A 22,091-nucleotide genomic window follows, 5' to 3' on the forward strand; every position below is an offset into this window, starting at 1 on the left:
CGAGCTTCTGCAGAGAATTAGTGCGTATATTCAAGATGATATCCTCATTGTGATGATCGACCGTGCAGGATCGCATGGTCGAAAAGGAGGTGATGACCGGTGGCGGCTGTTATCCGGTGCGTATGATCTCAGATCGCCGCAGCGATCCGGCCGATCTCGGCAATGATGGCATTGCGCTCGTCGGCTGCGATTTCCGGTATCTCGCAATAGGCTGTTACGATGATGGGCGCACGGTTTGCTGGCCACAGCACCGCGATATCATTGGCATTGCCGGCTTTGTCGCCGTTTGTCCCGGTCTTGTCGCCAACCAGCCAGTTTTTTGGAAGGCCGGCGCGCAGGCGGGTGTCACCCGTCTTGTTGGTGATCAGCCAGGCAGCGAGCTGCGATCGCGAGGCTGGCGTCAGCACATCGGTGAACAGAAGCTGCCGCAGGCTTTCCAGCATCGCCGAAGCTGTCGTCGTGTCGCGCTCATCGTTCGGAGTGTCATGGTAGTTCAGCGTAGGCTCGGTGCGGTCGAGGCGGGTGATCTCGTCGCCTATGCTGCGGCAGAAGGTCGTAATTGCTTCTGGGCCGCCGAAACTCGCGAGCAGCAGATTGGCCGCGGTATTGTCGCTGAGCGTCACTGCCGCCGCGCAAAGATCGCCAACGGTCATGCCATTTTCTCCGGCATTGGGTTCGGTCGCTGGAGAATAGTCGATGAGATCGCTCTTCCTGTAGTGAATGCGCCGATCGAGCTTTTCATCGCCCTTGTCGACGCGGGCAAGCACCAGAGCTGCGGCCAATGCCTTGAAGGTGCTGCACATCAGGATGCGCTCGCCGGCGCGATGCTCGATGCGCTTGCCGCTCGCCATGTCGAGAATGCTGACGCAGATGCGGCCCGGATGCTTGCTTTCGAGCGCAGCGAGCTGCGCCTCTCCCGTATTATCGTCTGCAGTGCGTCCGGCCGCGCTAAGCCCCACCAGAACAGGCAGCGCGAGCAAGCTGCCGGCAAGGCTTTGCCGGCGTGACAATAAGATCGTCATCACGTTTCCACTTCGATTTTGCGTTGGGCAATGGTGCGCCTATCGAGCCCGTGGACGTCATTGGGATCTGGCAAATCACCTTGCGAGGCAGACTATGGCTCTGCTGCGTGCCCTAGACAAACGATCAATTCTGGGCTTAGACATGAGAAAAACTTGGTCTTAGGACACAAATGGATATTTCCCAGCTGCCGCTGAACGCGCTGCGCGTTTTTGAGGCCTCGGCGCGGCATTGCAGTTTTACGCGGGCTGGCCTCGAGCTCCGGGTCACGCAGACGGCGATCAGCCATCAGGTCAAGGTGCTGGAAGACGTGCTCGGTGTAACTCTTTTCAAGCGCCTGCCGCGCGGTCTGGCGCTGACCGATGAAGGGCACGCGCTGCTGCCGGTGCTGACCGATGCCTTTCGCCGCATGAGCGCCACGCTCAGCCAGCTGGAGGAGGGGAATTTCGCCGAGATCCTGACGATCGGCGTCGTCGGGACTTTCGCGATCGGCTGGCTCCTGCCGCGTCTCGGCAGTTTCAAAGCGCAGCATCCGCATGTCGATCTGCGCCTGAAGACCAACAACAACCGAGCCGACATGGTGCTCGACGGACTGGATTTCTTCCTGCGCTTCGGCGACGGCGCCTGGCATGGAACGGAAGCGATCCATCTTATGGATGCGCCGCTCTCCCCGGTTTGCACGCCGGATATCGGCGCGCGATTGCGCACGCCTGCCGATCTCGTCGATGTCGAGCTGTTGCGATCCTATCGCGTCGATGAATGGTCGCTCTGGTTCAGGGCGGCGGGCCTGCCGCCACCACATCTTCGTGGCTGGATGTTCGATTCGTCGTTGACGCTGGTGGAGGCTGCAGCACGCGGCGTTGGCGTCGCGCTGGTGCCGGTCGCGATGTTTTCCCACGACATCGAGGCCGGCAGGATCATGCAGCCGTTCCAGATCACCGCGATGACCGGCAGCTATTGGCTGACGCGCTTGAAATCGCGAGCGGAGACGGCGTCGATGAAGGTGTTTCGCCAATGGCTGTTGGCGGAAATCGAAGAGATGCCGGGAGAGGCTGCATAGTTGGAGACAGCCCCGGATTCATATCCGGAGCCGTTTGGGATAAATGGTGGTTGGAATGCGAATGATTGCGGTGTCCGGCGACCGTCTCAGCCTGCGAGTTTCAGCCTGACGGCCCCGGTCCGCGTTCCCGAACGCACGGTCTTGAACCGTCCGACAAGACCAGCGAGCTCGTTGCTGATATCGGCGAGGTGCCGCGTCGAGGCATTCGTCTCTTCCATTAGCGCGACATTCTGCTGGGTCATCTGATCCATGTTGCGGACGGCGGAATTGATCTCGCTTATGCCGGCGGCCTGTTCCTGCGTCGAGCGAGCGATGGCGCCGACATTCCGGTCGATGGAAGCGACCTGATTGCCGATGAGCGCCAGCGCCTCGCCGGTTCTGTTGACCAGTTCGACGCCGCGACGCACATCGTTGGATGACCTGTCGATGAGATCCTTGATTTCCTTTGCGGCGGTCGCCGAACGCTGCGCCAATTCACGGACTTCCTGCGCGACGACGGCGAAGCCCTTGCCCTGTTCGCCCGCTCTTGCCGCCTCGACGCCGGCGTTCAAAGCCAGAAGGTTCGTCTGAAAGGCAATGTCGTCGATGACGGAGATGATATCGGTCATCCTGCGCGACGAGGTTTCGATATCGCCCATGGCGGACACGGCTTGCTGTACGACCTCGCGCGAGCGTTCCGCCTCCGAGGCGGATTCCTTGACGATCGCCTGCACTTCGCGCGTCCGTTCGGCGGTCTGTTCGGAAATGGTGGTGATCTGGTCGATCGCCGCGGCACTTTCCTCGAGCGCAGAGGCTTGCTGTTCCGTGCGCCTTGCCATGTTGTCAGCGGCAGACGAGATCGAACCGGCTTCGTCGCGAACGCGTGTCACCGAGTCTTCGATGCGCTGCATTGCAGTGCCGAGGGATGCGAGCGACTCGTTGTAGTTGCTCTTCAGGACCTCGAATTCGGCCGAAAGGGCTTCTGTAATATCAGCCGTCAGGTCGCCGTTCGCAAGTCCGTTCAGCGCTACGCCGAGGGCATTAAGCGCGCGTTCCTGCTCGCGCTGTGCAGAAGCCCGCTCGGATTCGGCGCGGTCGCGCTCATCGGCGAGCACCTGCAGGTAAACCGAAATGCCGTAATCCATGTCAACGAGGGCGGCCTTGACGATCGCCGACAACCGCCGTGACAGAGCTTGTTCATGCTTGCGCTGCATGAAACCATTGAGCTGCTGCGCAACGATCGAACGCACCATCCCTTCGAGGATCAAGGCGTAGCCGCCAATGTACCAGCGCGGCTCGAGGCCGAGACGGGCATGGGTCCTGCCGACCGCCGAGACCGCTTCGACATAATCGGGTCCGTATTTGCCTGACGCGATCGTCTTCCAATGGTCCTGCTGCTTGGATTTGGCGTGGTGCACATGCTGTTGCGACGAGAAGAATTTCGACATCGCCGGATGTTTGGTGATCTTCTCGTAAAATGTGTCGAGAGAGCCTTTGACGGCGGATTCGATAGTCGGCTGCAGCTCCAAAAGAGCCTGCCTGGCATCCTGTCCCAGTCCAACAAAGTCGAGCCTATCGTTCAACTCGTCCATTTTCGATGCGCGCACCATAACCTGCTCCAAGAAAGAAATTACAAGCAGTTAGGGCACAGTCATGGTTAAAAATTCATTAGATTTTCACCTCATTTTCGATGCGCGGCTGACCGCATTGCATGTGGTGGTTGCGACCGCGCCCGTCGCAACATCATTGCTCGGTCCAATGTCATCTGCTAAACGCTGTGGTCATCACGTATCTCGCCACGAGGCCATCGGCATGGGGAATTCCAAGTCAGCAGATAGATAAGCCGCAACAGCTTTTGTTGTTGCGGCGTGCTGTCGAACTCATTCCCATTGATGCCAGTGGCAGGCGCCGCCCGATCTCTCTTTCGAGCGGAATTTTCTCATGTCTGACATACGCCCGTCATGGGCCTATTCGCTGCCGGCGGCACTGCTGCTGATGGCGCCTTTTGATATCCTCGCCTCGCTGGCCATGGATATCTACCTTCCTGTCGTGCCGTCGATGCCCGGCATTCTCAACACCACGCCTGCGGTAGTCCAGCTGACATTGAGCCTCTATATGATCATGCTGGGTCTCGGACAGGTCGTGTTCGGCCCTCTTTCGGATCGCATCGGCCGTCGCCCGGTCCTGCTTTCCGGTGCCGTTCTGTTTGCCGTTGCCTCTCTCGGAGCGGCCTTGTCATGGGGTGCACCTGTCTTCGTGCTATGCCGCCTGCTGCAGGCCATCGGCGCATCGGCAGCCTTGGTCGCGACCTTCGCGACCGTGCGGGATGTCTACGGCAACCGTCCGGAGCAGGCCATTATCTACGCCACGTTTGGTTCGATACTCTCCTTCGTGCCGGCGCTCGGCCCGATAGCCGGAGCGATGATTGCCGACCAGTTCGGTTGGCGTGCCATCTTCATTTTGCTTTCGCTTCTGGCATCGGCTGCGACCTTTCACGCCATGGCGAAGTGGCATGAAACGAGACCTCAAGGCTCGATCGGGCCGTGCCGATCGATTGGGCCGATCTTCAGAAGCCGTTCGTTCTGGACCTATACGCTCGCCTTCAGTGCGGGAATGGGGACGTTCTTCGTGTTCTTCTCGACCGCTCCCCGCGTGCTGATCGGCCGGGCCGGCTATTCCGAGCTCGGCTTCAGCATCGCCTTTGCAACGGTTGCTGTCGTGATGATCGCTACGGCACGCTTTGCCGGATGGTTTGTCGAAAGATGGGGTGTTGCGGGCTGCGTTGCGCGGGGCATGGGATTGCTTCTCGTCGGTGCGGCAGCTCTTGTTCTCGGTCAGCTCTATGGGGTGCCGTCCTTCGTAAGCTTCGTGTTTCCGATGTGGATCATGGCGGTCGGTATCGTCTTTGCAGGATCTGTGACGGCGAATGGAGCCCTGGCCGAGTTCGGCGATATCGCCGGAGCTGCGGTGGCGTTTCATTTCTGCATTCAGAGCCTGATCGTGAGTGTCGTCGGGACGCTGGCGGTCACCGCGTTGGATGGCGATAGCGCATGGCCGCTTGTGGCTTTCTCTGCCATCATGGCGCTGCTGGTATTGTCGGCACTTCATGGCTTGCGGCGTCACAACGCCTTGACTTGATCCGTCAAGCATGTGCCCCGCAGCGGATAAAATCTGAAACGACTGCCGCGAAGGTCAGCTTGCGCGGGCAATCAGTCCCGTCTCTTCCTGTTTCAGGACCGTCCTAGCGCCAACCCAACGCCGGTACGACATGAGTCAGGATGCTCTCGATGACATGGGCGTTATAGTCGACCCCAAGCTGGTTCGGCACCGTCAGCAGCAGTGTGTCGGCCGCAGCGATAGCCTCGTCCTTTGCCAGCTCCTCGATCAGCACATCCGGCTCTGCGGCATAGCTGCGGCCGAAAATGGCGCGTGTCTTTTCATCGATGAAGCCGATCTTGTCAGCATCCTTGCCGCTCTGGCCGAAATAAGCGTGGTCGAGATCGTTCACCAGCGCGAAGATGCTGCGGCTGACCGAAACCCGCGGCTCGCGCTTGTGTCCGGCTTCTTTCCAGGCCTCGCGATAGAGCCTGATCTGATCGGCCTGCTGGACATGGAAGGGCTGGCCGGTCTCGTCGTCCTTGAGGGTCGAGCTTTGCAGGTTCATGCCGAGCTTTGCCGCCCATACGGCCGTGGCATTGGAGGACGCACCCCACCAGATTCGGTCACGCAAGCCTTCGGAATGCGGCTCTAGACGCAAGAGACCGGGAGGATTGGGGAACATCGGCCGCGGATTGGGTTGTGCAAATCCTTCGCCGCGCAAGAGATCGAGCAGCACTTCGGCGTGCCGGCGCCCCATGTCGGCGTCGCTTTCGCCCTCCATCGGCGTATAGCCGAAGTGGCGCCAGCCATCGATCACCTGTTCCGGCGAGCCGCGGCTGATGCCGAGCTGCAGCCGGCCGCCGGCGATGAGATCGGCAGCGCCCGCATCCTCGGCCATGTAGAACGGGTTTTCATAGCGCATATCGATGACGGCGGTGCCGGTTTCGATGCGGCTGGTCTTTGCGCCGACAGCTGCCAGCAGCGGGAAGGGCGATGCGAGCTGGCGTGCGAAATGATGCACGCGAAAATAGGCGCCATCCGCGCCCAATTGCTCGGCCGCGACCGCCAGATCGATCGATTGCAGCAGCGTGTCGGCAGCCGAGCGCGTTTGCGACTGGGGCGAGGGCGTCCAGTGGCCGAAGGAAAGGAAACCGATCTTCTTCATGATACCATCCTATTATAATCCGATTGGTACAGCCTATTGCGGATCACACATCTCCATGCAGACACACGGGGCGTCCAAGGCGCCACCTGTTTACGTCTTCATAGCATGGCTTACAAAAGCCGTAGGTTCAGGCGGCTATATGTGCATGGATGCAGCGGATGGAACAGCGCAAACTGTGAACTGATCGTCAATGCCGACGAGGTTGTGTTCTTCCCATATATGGTTTCCTGCGTGTTTCCTAACATGAACAAATTTTAACGAAGACATTAACAATCGGATAACGCACCGCACCGAAACTGCCGCGCGTGTGAGTGCATCTCTCGCTTTCAATGTCCTTGAAACAAGAAATGGCAGGAAACTATGTTTGCAAGAAATCTCGCCCCCGCTCTGGTCTTCGTCGCATTCAGTGCCGGTATCGCGCATGCGGAAGTGCCCGTCCGTATCGATCAATTCGATCACTGGGGTGCATATTCTTATAAATCCGGCGACAGCGTCAGTTGCTATGTTTTATCGAGGCCGGTTACGCAGCAGCCCGCCAGTGTCGACCACGGCGACAATTTCTTCATTGTCTCGCGCTTGTCTCCCGGTGACAAACTGGTTCCGGAAGCAGCAATGGGCTATGACCTGAAAGACGGCGCGCAGATGACGGCGACGGTTGGCGACAAGACATTCCCGATGTTTACAAAAGACAGGCACGGTTGGGTAAGGAACGAATCGCAGGAGCCGACCATGGTCAATGCCATGAAGGGCGGCGCGCAGCTGCAGCTGCAGGCAACCTCGAAGCGTGGCACCGAGACGAGCTATTCTTACTCTCTCTCCGGCATTACCGCTGCCCTGAAGCGAATAGAGACTTGCCGGTGAGGCCGGCGGCGTCCGAGGATCTACCGGCGATTTCGTTGCGGTGGGTTGTGTAACGGCCAAGCGGATTGGCGTCTTCCCATTCCGCGGAGAAGGCGCCACTCCGGGCTTTCGAACTGATATCTCTTGTGAAATCAAAAATCCTGATATAAATGAGACGTATTGATGGGGAATTCAGGATTTCATGCAGCGCGGCTTTCTGACAATTTATGCGGGTGAGAACGCTGCGGTCTTCAGGGCGCTTTCGGCCCCGGCGCGCGTCGATATGCTGAAGCTGCTCTGCGCAAGGGGCTCGTTGAATGTCAACGAGATCGCCCGGGAACTGGATTTGCCGCAATCGACCGTCGCGACTGGTATCATGATCCTCGAGGAGGCCGGCCTTGTCGAAACCAAGGCTGCGAAGGCGCGTAAAGGCTACCAGAAGATCTGCACTGCGCTTTATGACGAGATCCTGCTGAGCTTCGAGGATCAGGCCTTCAAGCATGATGAGGACGTGATCGAAGTCGCCATGCCGATCGGCCTCTATACGAGCTGCGAGACGCATGCGCCATGCGGCCTGTGCTCGACCGAGGGCGTCATCGGCCTGCTCGATGTTCCCGACTATTTTCTCGATCCGCAGCGCATGCAGGCTGGTCTTCTCTGGTTCGGGCGCGGCCATGTCGAATATAAATTCCCGAACAATGCCAAGATCTTGAACAGGAATGTCAATGCCATCGAATTCTCGATGGAGTTGTCCTCCGAAGTGCCTGGCACCAATCCGGACTGGCCGTCCGACATCACGGTCTGGATCAACGGCGTTGCTGTCGGCACATGGACGTCTCCCGGCGATTACGGTGACAAGCGCGGGGCCTTCACGCCAAGCTGGTGGAAGTTGGAAGGCTCTCAATACGGCAAGCTCAAGACCTGGCGAATCTCCAAGAAGGGCACCTTTATCGACGGAGTTGCCTCTTCCGATGTAACGATCGATGATCTCGCCATCAGCCAGCATTCCTCGATCCGCCTGCGGATCGGCATTGCCGACGATGCGCGCAACACCGGTGGCATCAATATTTTTGGCCGCGGTTTCGGCAATTATGGCCGCGATATCCTCATGCGCATCGATTTGGCCCAATAGTATCATAATTTTTGATATATAGTATATCGGCAGAGTTAAATTCCCATAAGTCGTATTTTTCGTAAATGGCTGATTGTGCGAAGCATTTCGCCCATTCGCGAGTGTTGCCTTCGTGGCTATTGCGATATTTTCCGCCTCGAGTGCGTTGACGGCCTCTCAAAAGTGTATCAAGATCAAGGTATAAGAACGAGATATTTGATATATATGGGAGGAAGGCCGTGAAGGCGCATGTGATCGTTCACCGTGATTTCCGAATCGCCGACATCGATGATCGGCTTTACAGCTCTTTTCTGGAGCATCTAGGTCGGGCGATTTATGGCGGCATCTACGAGCCGAGCCATCCGACTGCCGACGAGAACGGATTTCGCAAGGATGTGATTGAGCTGGTGCGCGAGCTCAACTCGCCCTATTGCCGCTATCCCGGTGGTAATTTCGTTTCGGCCTATAATTGGGAAGATGGCGTCGGGCCGCGGTCCGAGCGCCCCGTGCGTCTCGATCTTGCCTGGCGGACGCGCGAAAGCAACCAGATCGGCGTCAATGAGTTCGTTGATTGGTGCAAGAAGGCCAATACCAAACCGATGCTTGCCGTCAATCTCGGCTCGCGCGGGCTGGATGCGGCGAGAAACTTCCTTGAATATTGCAACCATCCAGGCGGCACATACTGGTCGGATCTGCGGCGCAAGCATGGCTGGGCCGATCCGCACGGGGTGAAGCTATGGTGCCTCGGCAATGAAATGGACGGTCCCTGGCAGGTCGGTCACAAGTCGGCTTACGAATATGGACGCCTGGCCGATGAGACTGCCAAGGCCATGCGCGGCTTTGATAAATCGCTCGAACTCGTCGTCTGCGGTTCGTCCAATTCCGACATGAAGACCTATCCCGATTGGGAAGCTGAGGTCCTGGATCAGTGCTACGACAGCGCCGACCATATCTCGCTACATATGTATTTCGCCAACCGCGAGAAAAACACGCTGAACTATCTCGCCAAGGCCGAGAAACTCGATCGCTACATCGTCACCATCGGCGGCGTCATCGACTATATCAAGGCGAAGAAGCGGTCGAAGAAGACGATCGGCATTTCCTTCGACGAGTGGAACGTCTGGTATCACTCCAACCAGCAGGATAAAGAGATCCTTGCCCGCGATGAATGGCCGGATGCGCCGCATCTGCTTGAAGATGTCTATAATTTCGAGGACGTGCTGCAGGTCGGCGGCATTCTCAATACCTTCATTCGCCGTTCTGATCGTGTTCGCATTGCCTGCATCGCCCAGCTTGTCAACGTGATCGCGCCGATCATGACGGAAGATGGCGGCCCCGCATGGCGGCAGACGATTTACTATCCGCTCTATTTCGCCTCGAAATACGGTCGCGGCTATGCGCTGCGTCTTGTCACGGATGGTCCGACCTATGACAGCGACGAGGCCGATGATGTGCCTTATCTTGATGTGTCGGCCGTTCACGATGAGCTCGGCAAAATGGTCACGCTCTTTGCCGTCAACCGGCATCCTGACAGCGCGCTCGATCTAGATACACGTCTCGAAGGCTTTGCCGGAGCCCGTGTCGTCGAGCAGCATGAAATGGTCCACAGCGATCTGCAGGCAACCAACACGGCAGCGCATCCGAACGCGGTCGTACCAACCAATACAGGCGATGCCAAGATCGAGGATGGCCGGCTTCGCGCTACGCTGAAGCCGCTATCCTACACCGTGATCCGGCTCGCGGTGTGATGCTTTGCCGCCGGGGTATGCACTCCGGCACCGAAAACGGTCTGATGGTCGCGAGGAGGCGACCGACGACCCGTTGCAGGCCCGGACCGCCGCACGCTGCTTTGAGCGGCTGGCCGGGGAAAAAGGGGTGAAAATCGCGGTCTACCCACCATTGCTTGGAGTGTGCCGCGCAGTCGATAAAAACGGGAGGAGATCATGAAGCAGTGGAAGAAGCTTGCCTTCGGCGTCGCGCTGGCCACGTTCGGCCTCATAGCGGCAGCCAAGGCTCAAGATTATACCGCCTTGCCCCGCAAGGAGACCTTGATCGTCGAAAACCCTGAGGGAACGATCAAGAATCCGGGCTGGTTCAACATCTGGGTCAATGGCGGCGGCGGCGTTTCGACCGGCCTCCAGCAGCTGACGATGGACACGCTCTGGTACATCGATCCGGAGAAAGGTCTGGGCGGTTCGGCCTGGGACAATTCCCTTGCTTCCGACAAGCCGCAATATAATGACGATTTCACCCAGATGACGGTGAAACTGCGCAAGGGCCTCTATTGGAGCGACGGCGTGGAATTCACCGCCGACGATGTGGTCTACACCGTCAAGACCCAGATGGACCATCCGGGCATGAACTGGAGCGCGGCCTTCTCGGTGCAGGTCGCCAGCGTCGAAGCAACGGATCCTTATACGGTCGTCTTCAAGCTGAAGAAGCCAAATTCACGTTTCCATGCGATCTTCACCGTTCGCTGGAACGGCGCCTGGATCATGCCCAAGCATGTCTTCGAAAAGGTGGCCGATCCGGTTCGCTACGATTTCGCCAATCCCGTTTCGCTTGGCGCCTATAAGCTGAAGGCGTTCGATCCGCAGGGTAAATGGTACACCTGGGAAAAGCGCGACGATTGGCAGCGCACATCGCTTGCCCGCTTCGGCGAGCCGGCCCCAAAATATGTCACCTATGTCGATCCAGGTCCGCCGGATAAGCGCACGATCGCTCAGCTTGAGCACAATCTCGATATCATTCATGACAACACGCCGGAAGGCATGTTCACGCTGAAGGAAAAGTCGAAGACCGTCGAAAGCTGGTTCCCCGGTTTCCCCTTCGCGCATCCGGATCCGACGCTGCCTGCCGTGATCTTCAACAATCAGGATCCGCTGTTCCAGAATGCCGACGTGCGCTGGGCGCTGGCACTGCTGATCGATATCAAGGCCGTCGACATGGCGAGCTATCGTGGCGCGGCCACGCTCTCCGCACTTGGCGTTCCGCCAACGGCGATCGCGATGACGGATTATCAGGCGCCGATGCAGGATTGGCTGAAGAATTTCGAGATCGATACGGGCAAGCGCAAGATCAAGCCCTATGATCCGACGATCGGTCAGCAGATTGCGGATATCCTGCGCAAGCAGCCGAAATACAAGGATCAGATCCCGACCGATCCGGCCGCCATCAGCGCTGCCTTCGGCTATGGCTGGTGGAAGCCAGATCCGCAGGCCGCCGCTGAGCTATTGGAAAAGGCCGGCTTTAAGAAGGTGGGCGGCAAATGGATGACGCCTGACGGACAGCCGTTCAAGATCCGTTTGACGGTCGAAGGCGACACTCGCTCCGTCTTTACGCGTGCGGGCACGCTGATCGCGCAGCAATGGGCAGCCTTCGGGATCGATTCCAAAGCTGCTCCATCCACCAGCGTCTGGCAGGCGGGATTGCAGCCCGGCAACTACCAGGTTGCGATCGCATGGAGCGTCGAGACGTGGGGCGGCGATCCCGATCTGTCCTTCTTCCTCGACAGCTGGCATTCGGAGTTCGTCGCCAAGAAGGGCGAGAACCAGGCGCCCCGTAACTGGCAGCGCTGGTCCAATCCGGATCTCGACAAGATCATCGAAAATATTCGCCGCGTCAGCGCCGATGATCCGAAGGGTATCGAACTTGGCAAGGACTATCTGAAGCTGGTCGCGCAGCAGATGCCGACCATTCCGCTGATGTCCTATAACGTCTTCACTTCGATGGATACGACTTACTGGAAAGGCTATCCGACCATTGCCGACCCCTATACGGACCCCGTTCCCAATTGGGCGAACTCCCGGTTGATGATGGTCAAGCTGAAGCCGGCCCAGCCCTGATTTCTCCCGACCCTGATGCGACAACCGCCGCATCAGGCACCTTTCGCCGGACACTAGGCAGGTCCGGCGAATCTTTTGAATTCATGATGAAGCGCAAGCAGTAAGGAAGACGGCGGCATGACGTCCTATCCAGTTTTCGTATTGAAACGATTTGGCCAATTCCTGCTCGTTGTCTTCCTCGGCATTTCCGCGACGTTCTTCATCACCCACATGACACCGATCGATCCTGTCGAGGAAAGCATCGGGACCATCCAGCAGATGGGCCAATCCGATCCCCGCGCCGTCGAGCTGATGCGTCAGTCGTTGCGTGAGCTTTATGGTCTCGAGGGTTCCATCTGGCAGCAATATCTGCATTTCTGGGGGCGTCTTGCGACCGGTGATCTCGGGCCTTCGCTTTCGGCCTTTCCCACGCCTGTTTCCGCCATCATTGCGAGGGCGCTGCCCTGGACGATCGGCCTGATGACTGTTTCCGTCATCCTGACCTTCATTCTCGGCAACGCGATCGGCGCGCTCGCCGGATATTATCGTAAGAGCTCGGTGCTGAAGGCCGTCAGCCTAGTGTTCATCGCCATGCAGCCGATCCCCTATTACATTCTCGCCTTCGTGCTGATCATTCTCTTCGGCTATGTCTGGCCGATCCTGCCGATCAATGGCGGCTACGAGATGAACACCAACCTCAATCTCTCCGTTACACTGGTGCTCGATATTCTCCGCCACTCCATCCTGCCGGCGCTGTCGCTGATCCTTGTCGGGACGGGCGGCTGGCTCATCGGCATGCGGGCGCTGGTCTCCAATATCATCACCGAGGATTACGTCGTTTTCGCCGAGCTCGGCGGCGTGCCGAAGCGCAAGATCCTGCGCTCCTACATCGCCCGCAATGCCATGGTGCCGCAGTTCACCGGCCTTGCCATGTCCCTTGGCGCGGTCTTCAACGGCACGGTCATCACAGAAATCGTCTTCGGCTATCCCGGTATCGGCAATCTCCTGATTTCGGCCGTGCACGCAGGCGACTACAGTCTCGTCCTTGGGCTTAGCGCGCTGTCGATCGTCGGTGTCGCCGCGGCTGTCTTCATCATCGACATATTGGGTCCGCTGATCGACCCGCGCATCAAGGTGGAGTAGGCCATGCTGACGATCGTTCGTGACCTCGCACGCCAGAATATGGAATTCCTCTTCGGTCTTCTGTTGCTCGCCATCATCGTCGGGCTGGTGATCCTGTCCTATTTCTCGCCCTATGGCCCGGCCGATCTTTATCTGCTGCCGCCCGACATGCCGCCGGATGGGCAGTACTGGCTGGGTACCACATCGCGTGGTCAGGATGTCTTCTGGCAGCTGACGACAGCGCTTCGCAACACACTCTATTTTGGCATCGGCGTCGCCATTCTCTCGCGCATCATCTCGCTTGTCGTGGGGCTGGTGGCCGGCTATGCCGGAGGTGCCGTCGATCGTGTGCTGATGGCGATCAATGACAGCATCATGGTCATTCCGCAGTTTCCGCTACTGATCCTGTTCTACTTCGTGCTCAAGGATGAAATGACCTGGACGGTGCTCATCATCGTCATGGCCTCGCTCGGCTGGTCCTACGATGCGCGCCTGATCCGCTCCGTGGCGATCAGCCTGAAGACGCGGCCTTTCACCACGCAGAGCGTCTATTCCGGCATGAGCATGCGCAAGATCCTCGTCGAGGAGCATCTGCCCTATGTGCTGCCGATCGTTTTTGCCACCACGATGAACAACATGATCTGGTCGATCGGCATGGAGATCACGCTTGCGGTGCTCGGCTTTACCGATATCGAGACGCCGACCATGGGCATGATGATCTACTGGGCCAATGCGCATTCGGCGCTGATCGCCGGAACATGGTGGTGGGTTGCAGCGCCGGTTGCCGCCATCGTGGTGCTGTTCATGGCGCTCTTCCTGCTGTCGATGTCAATGAATGAATATAACGACCCCCGCAGTCGTTTGAACCGGATGGGAGGCTGAGGGATGGAGGCTGTCGTCGAGGTCAACAACCTTAGGGCCTATTACCGGGCCTTCCTTTATGGTGTCGATCGCGAGGTGCGGGCGGTTGACGATGTCAGCCTGTCGATCGGCCGCGGCGAGATCTATGGCGTTGCCGGTGAATCGAGCAGCGGCAAGACGACGTTGATCAAGACGATTGCGGGCGCCATCCGGCCGCCGCTGCGCGTCGTCTCCGGTGCCGTCAAATTCCATTTCAACAATGGGACTCAGGACATTTACGCCATGACGGCGGAGCAGCGGGCATCGCTTCGCTGGCGGCATCTCTCCTATATCATGCAGGGATCGATGAACGTGCTCAATCCCGTGCGCCGCATCCGGCACTCCTTCACGGATTTCGCCTTCCGCCACATGAAGGCCGATCGCGGCACCTTCTTCGATAGGGTTGGTGCTCACCTTCAGCGGCTGAAGCTCGATGCGAATCTTCTCGACGCCTATCCGCATGAATTGTCGGGCGGCATGCGCCAGCGCATGACGATCGCGCTTGCGACCATCCTGACGCCGGAATTCATCATCGCCGACGAGCCGACGACGGCGCTCGATGTCATCGTCCAGCGCGACGTGCTCCAGATGATCCGCGAAATACAGCGCGAGATGGGGTCGTCCTTCCTGTTCGTCACCCATGATATGGGCGTTCATGCCGCTGTTTCCGATCGTATCGGCATCGTCTATGCCGGCCGGTTGGTGGAGGAGGCGCCGACGCGCAAGCTTTTCCAGCTGCCGCTCCATCCCTATACGCAGCATCTGGTCGCAAGCCTGCCGCGGATCGGTGATGCCTCGACCCGGCCGTCGCTGGAAGGACGGCCGCCCAATCTCGCCATGCCGCCGGAAGGATGTCGTTTTCATCCGCGTTGCCCGAAGCGCATAGATATCTGCAGCCGCGAAGTGCCGCCTATGGTGAGCGTCGAGCCGGACCGGCGTGTCGCCTGTTTCGCGGTGACGGGAGGAGCGCGATGAGCGACCTTCTTTCTCTCTCGCATGTCAGCAAGATCTATCGTCAGGGCGGTATGCTTAGTCGTCGTCATATCATGGCGGTTCGCGATGTCAGCCTGAGCCTGGGAGAAGAGCCGGAAATCCTTTCTATCGTCGGCGAGTCGGGCTCCGGCAAATCCACCATTGCGTCGATGATCCTCGGCCAGACGGCGCCGACATCGGGCAGCCTGAATTTTCGCGGCAGACCAGTGGCCATTCACGGCCGGTCCGAACGACGCGCCTTCATGCGGGAGGTGCAGCCGGTCCTTCAAAATCCGTTCGAAGCGTTCAACCCACTCAAGAGGGTTGATCGATATCTTTTTGAAACGGCAAGAAATTTTGCGCCGATGGGTCCAAGGCCAAGCCGAACCGATGTCGAGCGTATCGCAGACGAGGCGCTTGCCCATATCGGCTTGACGCTTGCCGAGGTGAAGGGGCGATTTCCGCATGAGCTTTCGGGCGGCCAGCTGCAGCGAACCGCCATCGCTCGCGCGCTCATACCGCAGCCCCGTCTGCTGGTGGCCGATGAGCCGGTTTCGATGGTCGATGCTTCGCTGAGAATGGCGATCGTCAATCTCTTCGGTCAGCTGAAGAAAGAGCTGGGGCTGTCGATCATCTACATCACCCATGATCTGGCGACCGCCTATTATATCAGCGATCGCATCATCATCATGAAGAAAGGGGAGATCGTCGAGCAGGGCGGTGCGCGCGCCGTCCTCGACAATCCGCAGCATCCTTATTCGCAGGCTTTGAAGGAAGCGGTGCTTTCCACTACACCCGAGATGGAGCCGGTCTCGATCGCGTAATCGGCCACTTTCAACGCGAGATCCTGGTCGAAAGAATGATTGATGACAGGGTGCGTTCGACGCCGTCGATCGTGCCGATGCCGTCGATCAGCTGATCCAGCTCGGAGATCGACGGTGCTGCGATAATGGCGATCAGATCGAACGTGCCGCTGACGGAATGAAGCGTCGTGACCTCGGGGATCGCATTCAGCGATGCGGTCACGACCGACAGCGCTTTCGGCGCGATCGTGATCAGCACATGCGCCCGGATGAGGCCGGACAGATAGGTCTCCGACAGCCGCACGCCGTAGCCCGCAATCACACCCTCCCGCTCCAGCCGTTCGAGCCTCGCCTGAACGGTGGTGCGCGACAGCGACAGCTTTTTGGCGAGAGTCGCGACGGGCATCCGGGCATTCTGGCCGAGCAAGGCGATCAGTTCGCGGTCCTTATCGGTAACCTGCATGGCGGCTCCTGCATTTTGCAAATTCCATTCGTCAGTTTGTATAGTTTTCTACAACGAAATGCATTTTTTGTCGCTATGAATCGTTCAACTCCTACCTACACTTATAAAAATCTTATCAATGAAATGCAGGGGAGTCATATGAAAGACATAGTGGTCATCGGCGCGGGCAAGATCGGTGGGGCAATTGCTCTGATGCTGGCCGAAACGGGCGATTACACGGTCGTTGTCGCCGACCGCAGCCAGGAACAGCTGGACAAGATCGACCACCATCCTGCGATTTCCACCGCCGCCGTCGATATTGCCGACCGCGCCGGGCTCGTTGGCGTTCTAAAGGGCAGGTTCGCCGTTCTGTCGGCCGCACCGTTCCATCTCACAGGCTTCGTCGCGGAAGCGGCACTTGAAGCCGCCGTCCATTATCTCGACCTCACCGAAGACGTCGCGACGACCAAGAAGGTCGAGGAACTGGCTCAGGGAGCAAATACTGCCTTCATCCCGCAATGCGGACTTGCGCCAGGCTTCATCTCGATCGTCGCCAATGATCTTGCCAAGCGCTTCGACAGCCTCGACAGCGTGCGTATGCGCGTCGGCGCGCTGCCGCAATATCCATCCAATGCCCTGAACTACAATTTGACCTGGAGCACCGACGGCCTCATCAACGAATATATCGAGCCCTGCGAAGCGATCGTCGAAGGCAAGCTTGTCACCGTGCCGGCCATGGAAGAGCGCGAGGAATTTTCGCTCGACGGCGTCACCTATGAAGCCTTCAACACGTCAGGCGGCCTCGGCACGCTCGCCAAGACGCTAGCTGGCCGCGTGCGCACGATGAACTACCGCACCATCCGCTATCCCGGCCACCAGGCCATTATCAAGGCGCTGCTCAACGACCTCAACCTCAAGAACCGGCGCGATGTGCTGAAGGATCTCTTCGAGAACGCACTGCCTGCCACCATGCAGGACGTGGTCGTCGTTTTCGTCACCGTCTGCGGTTGGCGCGACGGCCGCTACATGCAGGAGACTTATGCCAATAAGGTCTATGCAGGCATTGTTGCGGGCAAGAAGATGAGCGCCATCCAGATCACCACCGCAGCCGGCATCACCACCGTGCTCGATCTGCTGGCCCAGGGCAAACTGCCCTCCAAGGGCTTCGTCTGCCAGGAAGAAATCGATCTCGGCGACTTCCTCGCCAATCGCTTCGGGCAGGTTTACAGCCTGGAAAAAATCAGGATGAGAGAAGCCGTCTAAGCGGTTACTTTATTTGATGTTTTGTACGTGGCGCCTTCGGGCGCCACATGTATTTCGGCCGTTGAGGAAACTTTCTGAAGGCTAATCAATCAGCCGCTCGAGGATCTCGATCGGGTGCGGGATGGTCTGATGATCGATCTTGGCGACCTGTGAACGACAGGAAAAGCCGGTCGCCATAACCACCACCGTCTGATTGCCGTTTTCGGCGATCTTTTCCTGCCAGCTCATCGCGTAGAGCTTTTCCGAAATGGCGCGATTGCGCACCTCATGGCCGAAGGTGCCGGCCATGCCACAGCAGCCGGCATCGGCCATGTCGAGCTTGATCCCCAATTTCCTGAAGAGCACGGACCATTGCTTGAGAGCAGCCGGTGCATTCGTTCTCTCCGTGCAGTGGGCAAGCAGCGTGAAGCGTTCGTGCGGCACAGCCTCTGATGCTGATATTCGGTCAATATTGGCCGCAAGCCATTCCTGAAGCAGCAGCACCGGCGCGTGCAGCTTGGCGGATGGCAGAGCCGCATATTCGCTGCGATAGGTCAGCGTCATTGACGGATCGATGCCGACAAGTGGAATGCCCATTTGCGAGATGCGATCGAGATAATCTCGCGATTTCGCCGCCGCTTTCTCGAAGCGACCGAGATAGCCGTGCACATGCAAGGCCTTGCCGTTGTTCTGTGATCCGGCGAGCCACGGCTTGAAACCCATTTTCAGGGCGAGCTTGAGCGCTGCGATGACGACGGCCGGATCGAAATAGGTGGAGAAGACATCGGCAACGATGACGACCGCTTGGGCTCGCTCCTCTGCGGAGAGCTTTCCCAACAGTTCCGGAGTAGCAACCCGCACGCGGAGACGAGCGGCTTCCCGTTCGAGCGATACTGCAGGCATCGCGGGAGGGGCGGTGAGACCGGCAAACCGCATCAAGGCCTGGCCGGCGGTCGACCCGGTGAGCAGATTGTAGCCCGGCTTGAAGCGCGCCATCAGCGGCAAGGTCGTTTCGATGGCCGCAACGATCGGGTCCTTCAGCGGCCTAAGGTATCGACCGTAATAGAGCTCCAGAAATTTCGATCGGAAGGCCGGGACGCTGACCTTGACGGGACATTGGCCGGCGCAGGCCTTGCAGGCGAGGCAGGTATCCATTGCCGCCCTCACCTCATGGGAAAAATCGTCGCGATTGCCCGGATTGAGCGAGTTGACTACTCGCCGCAAGAAATTGCCGAAACGGTTGGTGCGGCGTTGAGCTTCGGCTTCGCGTCGTGGGTCGATCTGCCGTTCAGCTAGCAGGCGCAGCCATTCGCGCATCAGCGCCGCGCGGCCCTTCGGTGAATAGCGCCGATCACCCGTTGCCTTGAAGGAGGGGCACATCGGGCTTGTAGCCTCGAAATCGAAACAGGCGCCGTTCCCATTGCAATAGACTGCATTGTCGAAGGCGGCACGGATGTCGTTGCCGATGATACGATCAAAGTCACCGCGCAGTGACACTTCGTCGATCTTAAGCAACGGTCGCGACGCGCCGGATGCAATCTTGCCGGGATTGAGGCGATCTTCCGGATCAAACGCATGCTTGATTTCCTGCAGGCTCGGATAAAGCTCGCCGAAATATTCAGGAACATATTCGGAGCGAACGCCCTTGCCATGTTCGCCCCAGAGCACGCCGCCATATTTGCGGGTGAGGGCAACGACGCGGTCGCTGATCTTGCGAACGAGCGGCTGGTGGTCAGCGCGGGTAAGATCGAGCGCCGGGCGAACATGCAGCACGCCGGCATCGACATGGCCGAACATGCCGTAATCCAGCCCCTCGGTATCGAGAAGGGCTCGGAATTCCCTTATATAGGCAGCCAAATGTTCGGGTGGAACGGCGGTGTCCTCGACGAAGGGCACCGGGCGCACCGGTCCTTCGACATTGCCGAGCAGACCGACGGCGCGCTTGCGCATCGACCAGATTGCTTCGATCTCGGCCTCTTCGCGTGCGATTGTATAGCCTTTGTGGCGCGCTGAAGAGTGGTCATCAAGCGCGGCGATGACATCTGCGAGCTTGCGCTCCAACTCGTCGCTATCGTCGGCCAGCACCTCGACGATATTGATGCCGTTGGCGGCGCCAGATGCATCCTCGGGGAAGAAGCGGGCGATGCCGCTCCAGACGATATCGCCCTTGGCGAGACCCAGCACTTTCTCGTCGACCGTCTCGACCGAGGCCACCTTCAACGCCACCAGTTGCCGCGCATCCTCCAGCGCCGTGTTGAAATCGCCATAGCGGATGTTGATGAGGGCCGATTGCGCAGGGATCGGCAGCACGTTGAGTTCGGCCTCGGCGATCATGGCCAGCGTGCCTTCAGAGCCGCAAAGCACCGCGTTCAGATCGAAGCGGCCGTCCTCGCGCCTGATATGGGCAAGATCATAGCCGGTCATGTATCGGTTGAGCCTGGGGAAGGTCGCCGCGATCAGCTCGCTTTTGTCCCTGGCGATTGCATCCACCACCCGGTGAATTTCGCCGATCCGATCGTCACGCGCCTTGATCTCGTTCAGCTCGGTCTCGGCTAGCGGGCGCGACCACCAGTCGCTAGCGTCTGAGAACACCACATGCAGGCCCAGAACATGGTTGCTGGTTTTGCCGTAGAGACACGAGCCCTGGCCGCAGGCATCGGTGGATATCATGCCGCCGATCGTGGCGCGGTTGGAGGTGGAAAGCTCGGGCGCGAAGAATAGCCCATAGGGTTTCAGCGCCTTGTTGAGCTGATCCTTAACGACACCGGCCTCGACACGGGCGATCTTTCGAAAAGGATCGATCTCCAGGATCCGGTTCATATGCCGGGAGCAATCGACGACGATGCCCGAGGTCAGGGATTGTCCGTTCGTTCCGGTGCCACCGCCGCGGGGAGCGATGACAAGATCGAAAAAGGCAGGTTCGGATATGGCTTTGGCGATGATCTTCAGGTCATCGACGCCGCGCGGATAGAGAATTGCCGTCGGCTTGACCTGATAGATGGAATTGTCGGTCGAGGCGACCGTCCGCGCGCCATCATCCGTCTCAACATCTCCTTGAAAGCCGAGTGCTGATAGTCGACGGGCGAAGGCGCCTGTCTGATGTTGCAAACTGTCTTTCGCCGAAACGAGGCGTGGTATCATGATGCGAAGACTTCCGGCGTTTTACGCGATGATTGAAGCATTCCCGCTTTTAAACGGAATTATGGAAATGCTCTATCTCTTTGTTTTCACGCAGTTCCGGATGGGCAGCTGTTTTGCGCGTCTGCCGCCGCCGTTCTAGCGTCGGAGCGCCGCACAAGCCCCTTCGATACGATCGAGGGCTTCGACGAGATCGGCTTCCGACGTCGCGTAGGAAATACGGAAATAGGGCGACAATCCGAAGGCTGAGCCGGGCACGACGGCTACATGGGCTTCGTCCAGTAGGTAGGCGCAGAAATCCGCATCCGTCTCGATCATCTTTCCCGATGGCGTTGTCGTTCCAAACACGCCGGCGCAGCCGGAGAATGTGTAGAAGGCGCCTTCCGGCATAAGACAATCCAGGCCTTCGATGGCGTTAAGCCGACCAACCACCAGATCGCGCCGACGCTGAAAGCTTGCCTTCCGACCCTCAAGAAAGTCCTGCGGGCCATTCAGCGCAGCAACGGCCGCTGCCTGGCTAACGGAGGAGGGGCAGGAGGTCGCCTGGCTCTGGATAACCGCCATAGCCTTGATGAGAGCCTTTGGACCGCCAGCATAACCGATGCGCCAGCCGGTCATGGCATAGGCCTTGGAAACGCCGTTGACCGTCAGCGTCCGGCTCTTGAGACGCGGTTCGATCGCAACGGGTGTGGTGAACTCAAAGCCATCATAGACGATATGCTCATACATGTCGTCGACCATCAGCCAGACATGGGGATGACGCAGGAGCACCTCGATCAGCGGCAGATAATCGGCCTTGGAATAGGCGGCACCCGATGGGTTCGATGGCGAATTGAGCAACAGCCAGCGCGTCTTCGGCGTGATCGCCTGTTCGAGCTGATCAGCCTGCAGGCGAAAACCGGCCTTGGCATCGCAGGGGATCAGAACGGGCACACCGCCGCAGATTTCGACGATATCGGAATATGAGGTCCAATAGGGCGTCGGGATGATGACCTCGTCGCCTGGATTGATCGACGCCATGAAGGCGTTGAACAGGATCTGTTTCGCGCCTGTCGCCACGGTGATTTCATCAAGCGCGTAGTCGATGCCGTTCTCGCGCTTGAACTTTCCGGCGATCGCTTTCTTCAGCTCCGGCGTGCCGTCGAGCGCGGTATATTTCGTTTCGCCCCGATCGATGGCGGCCTTGGCCGCTTCCTTCACATTGTCGGGCGTATCGAAATCCGGTTCGCCCGCACCGAGAATGATGACAGGCAGGCCGTCACGCTTCATCGCGCCGGCGCGCGCGCCGATCTGAAGAATGGTGGAGACGCCGATGGAGGCGATCCGCGAAGCGGGCTTGAAGCCCGACTCTTCGATTTTCGTGGCGATCGTCAT

General features: G+C 58.8%; 18 protein-coding genes. 12 read left to right on the forward strand and 6 right to left on the reverse strand.

From position 1 onward, the window contains the following. Positions 1-128: 128 nt before the first annotated feature. Positions 129-1,022: a class A beta-lactamase gene (gene bla, locus AC13RM_RS15445; RefSeq protein ID WP_374818316.1), complete on the reverse strand. Its 894-nt coding sequence runs from the start codon at positions 1,020-1,022 to the stop codon at positions 129-131. Positions 1,023-1,192: 170 nt separating this feature from the next. On the opposite strand from bla, the gene AC13RM_RS15450 reads away from it, so the two are divergent. After that, entirely contained in the window at positions 1,193-2,080 is an 888-nt protein-coding gene (locus AC13RM_RS15450) for a LysR family transcriptional regulator (RefSeq protein ID WP_374818314.1), read from the forward strand. An 86-nt stretch (positions 2,081-2,166) separates the two neighbouring features. Here the strand turns inward: AC13RM_RS15450 and AC13RM_RS15455 are convergent, their stop codons facing one another. Beyond that, positions 2,167-3,669 carry a methyl-accepting chemotaxis protein gene (locus AC13RM_RS15455; protein ID WP_374818312.1) on the reverse strand — a complete coding sequence of 501 codons (1,503 nt, stop codon included), beginning with the start codon at positions 3,667-3,669 and terminating at the stop codon, positions 2,167-2,169. A 331-nt stretch (positions 3,670-4,000) separates the two neighbouring features. Between AC13RM_RS15455 and cml the strand changes: the two genes are divergently transcribed. Then, on the forward strand, positions 4,001-5,197 hold the full coding sequence (cml, locus tag AC13RM_RS15460; RefSeq protein ID WP_374818310.1) for a CmlA/FloR family chloramphenicol efflux MFS transporter: 1,197 nt from the start codon (positions 4,001-4,003) through the stop codon (positions 5,195-5,197). Between the two features lie 103 nt (positions 5,198-5,300). Here the strand turns inward: cml and AC13RM_RS15465 are convergent, their stop codons facing one another. After that, a complete protein-coding gene (locus AC13RM_RS15465) occupies positions 5,301-6,323 on the reverse strand; it encodes an LLM class flavin-dependent oxidoreductase (RefSeq protein ID WP_488555244.1) in 1,023 nt (340 codons plus the stop codon). A 360-nt stretch (positions 6,324-6,683) separates the two neighbouring features. Between AC13RM_RS15465 and AC13RM_RS15470 the strand changes: the two genes are divergently transcribed. The 8 genes from AC13RM_RS15470 to AC13RM_RS15505 all read left to right on the forward strand — a co-directional run bounded on the left by AC13RM_RS15470 (position 6,684) and on the right by AC13RM_RS15505 (position 15,916). Continuing rightward, the gene (locus tag AC13RM_RS15470; protein WP_374818305.1) at positions 6,684-7,184 is read left to right on the forward strand and encodes an invasion associated locus B family protein; all 501 of its coding nucleotides are present in this window, start codon (positions 6,684-6,686) and stop codon (positions 7,182-7,184) included. Between the two features lie 181 nt (positions 7,185-7,365). Beyond that, positions 7,366-8,295, forward strand: a complete 930-nt coding sequence (locus tag AC13RM_RS15475) for an ArsR/SmtB family transcription factor (RefSeq protein WP_095436627.1) — start codon at positions 7,366-7,368, stop codon at positions 8,293-8,295. A 218-nt stretch (positions 8,296-8,513) separates the two neighbouring features. Then, a complete protein-coding gene (arfA, locus tag AC13RM_RS15480; protein ID WP_374818303.1) occupies positions 8,514-10,022 on the forward strand; it encodes an arabinosylfuranosidase ArfA in 1,509 nt (502 codons plus the stop codon). A 195-nt stretch (positions 10,023-10,217) separates the two neighbouring features. After that, the gene (locus AC13RM_RS15485) at positions 10,218-12,119 is read left to right on the forward strand and encodes an ABC transporter substrate-binding protein (RefSeq protein WP_374818301.1); all 1,902 of its coding nucleotides are present in this window, start codon (positions 10,218-10,220) and stop codon (positions 12,117-12,119) included. Positions 12,120-12,236: 117 nt separating this feature from the next. Then, positions 12,237-13,241 (forward strand): ABC transporter permease, encoded by a 1,005-nt coding sequence (locus AC13RM_RS15490; RefSeq protein ID WP_113231115.1) that lies wholly within the window; start codon positions 12,237-12,239, stop codon positions 13,239-13,241. Positions 13,242-13,244: 3 nt separating this feature from the next. Continuing rightward, the gene (locus AC13RM_RS15495) at positions 13,245-14,102 is read left to right on the forward strand and encodes an ABC transporter permease (RefSeq protein ID WP_015342901.1); all 858 of its coding nucleotides are present in this window, start codon (positions 13,245-13,247) and stop codon (positions 14,100-14,102) included. Between the two features lie 3 nt (positions 14,103-14,105). Beyond that, positions 14,106-15,095 (forward strand): ABC transporter ATP-binding protein, encoded by a 990-nt coding sequence (locus AC13RM_RS15500; protein WP_285171984.1) that lies wholly within the window; start codon positions 14,106-14,108, stop codon positions 15,093-15,095. Beyond that, on the forward strand, positions 15,092-15,916 hold the full coding sequence (locus AC13RM_RS15505; protein ID WP_374818298.1) for an ABC transporter ATP-binding protein: 825 nt from the start codon (positions 15,092-15,094) through the stop codon (positions 15,914-15,916). The genes AC13RM_RS15500 and AC13RM_RS15505 overlap by 4 nt, the downstream gene beginning before the upstream one ends. Before the next feature lie 10 nt (positions 15,917-15,926). On the opposite strand, the gene AC13RM_RS15510 is transcribed toward AC13RM_RS15505, so the two are convergent. After that, positions 15,927-16,358 (reverse strand): Lrp/AsnC family transcriptional regulator, encoded by a 432-nt coding sequence (locus AC13RM_RS15510; RefSeq protein ID WP_374818296.1) that lies wholly within the window; start codon positions 16,356-16,358, stop codon positions 15,927-15,929. Positions 16,359-16,496: 138 nt separating this feature from the next. Here AC13RM_RS15510 and AC13RM_RS15515 point away from each other — a divergent pair, with 138 nt between their 5' ends. Continuing rightward, a complete protein-coding gene (locus AC13RM_RS15515) occupies positions 16,497-17,600 on the forward strand; it encodes a saccharopine dehydrogenase family protein (RefSeq protein WP_374818294.1) in 1,104 nt (367 codons plus the stop codon). Between the two features lie 81 nt (positions 17,601-17,681). On the opposite strand, the gene ydiJ is transcribed toward AC13RM_RS15515, so the two are convergent. Then, positions 17,682-20,720 (reverse strand): D-2-hydroxyglutarate dehydrogenase YdiJ, encoded by a 3,039-nt coding sequence (gene ydiJ, locus AC13RM_RS15520; RefSeq protein WP_374818292.1) that lies wholly within the window; start codon positions 20,718-20,720, stop codon positions 17,682-17,684. On the opposite strand from ydiJ, the gene AC13RM_RS15525 reads away from it, so the two are divergent. Further along, the gene (locus AC13RM_RS15525; protein ID WP_374818290.1) at positions 20,719-20,859 is read left to right on the forward strand and encodes a hypothetical protein; all 141 of its coding nucleotides are present in this window, start codon (positions 20,719-20,721) and stop codon (positions 20,857-20,859) included. The two genes, ydiJ and AC13RM_RS15525, sit on opposite strands and share 2 nt — an antisense overlap. Here the strand turns inward: AC13RM_RS15525 and AC13RM_RS15530 are convergent. Next, entirely contained in the window at positions 20,856-22,091 is a 1,236-nt protein-coding gene (locus AC13RM_RS15530; RefSeq protein ID WP_374818288.1) for a pyridoxal phosphate-dependent aminotransferase, read from the reverse strand. The genes AC13RM_RS15525 and AC13RM_RS15530 overlap by 4 nt on opposite strands.

The sequence above is a fragment of the Martinezella sp. CNPSo 3732 genome, assembly GCF_057784515.1.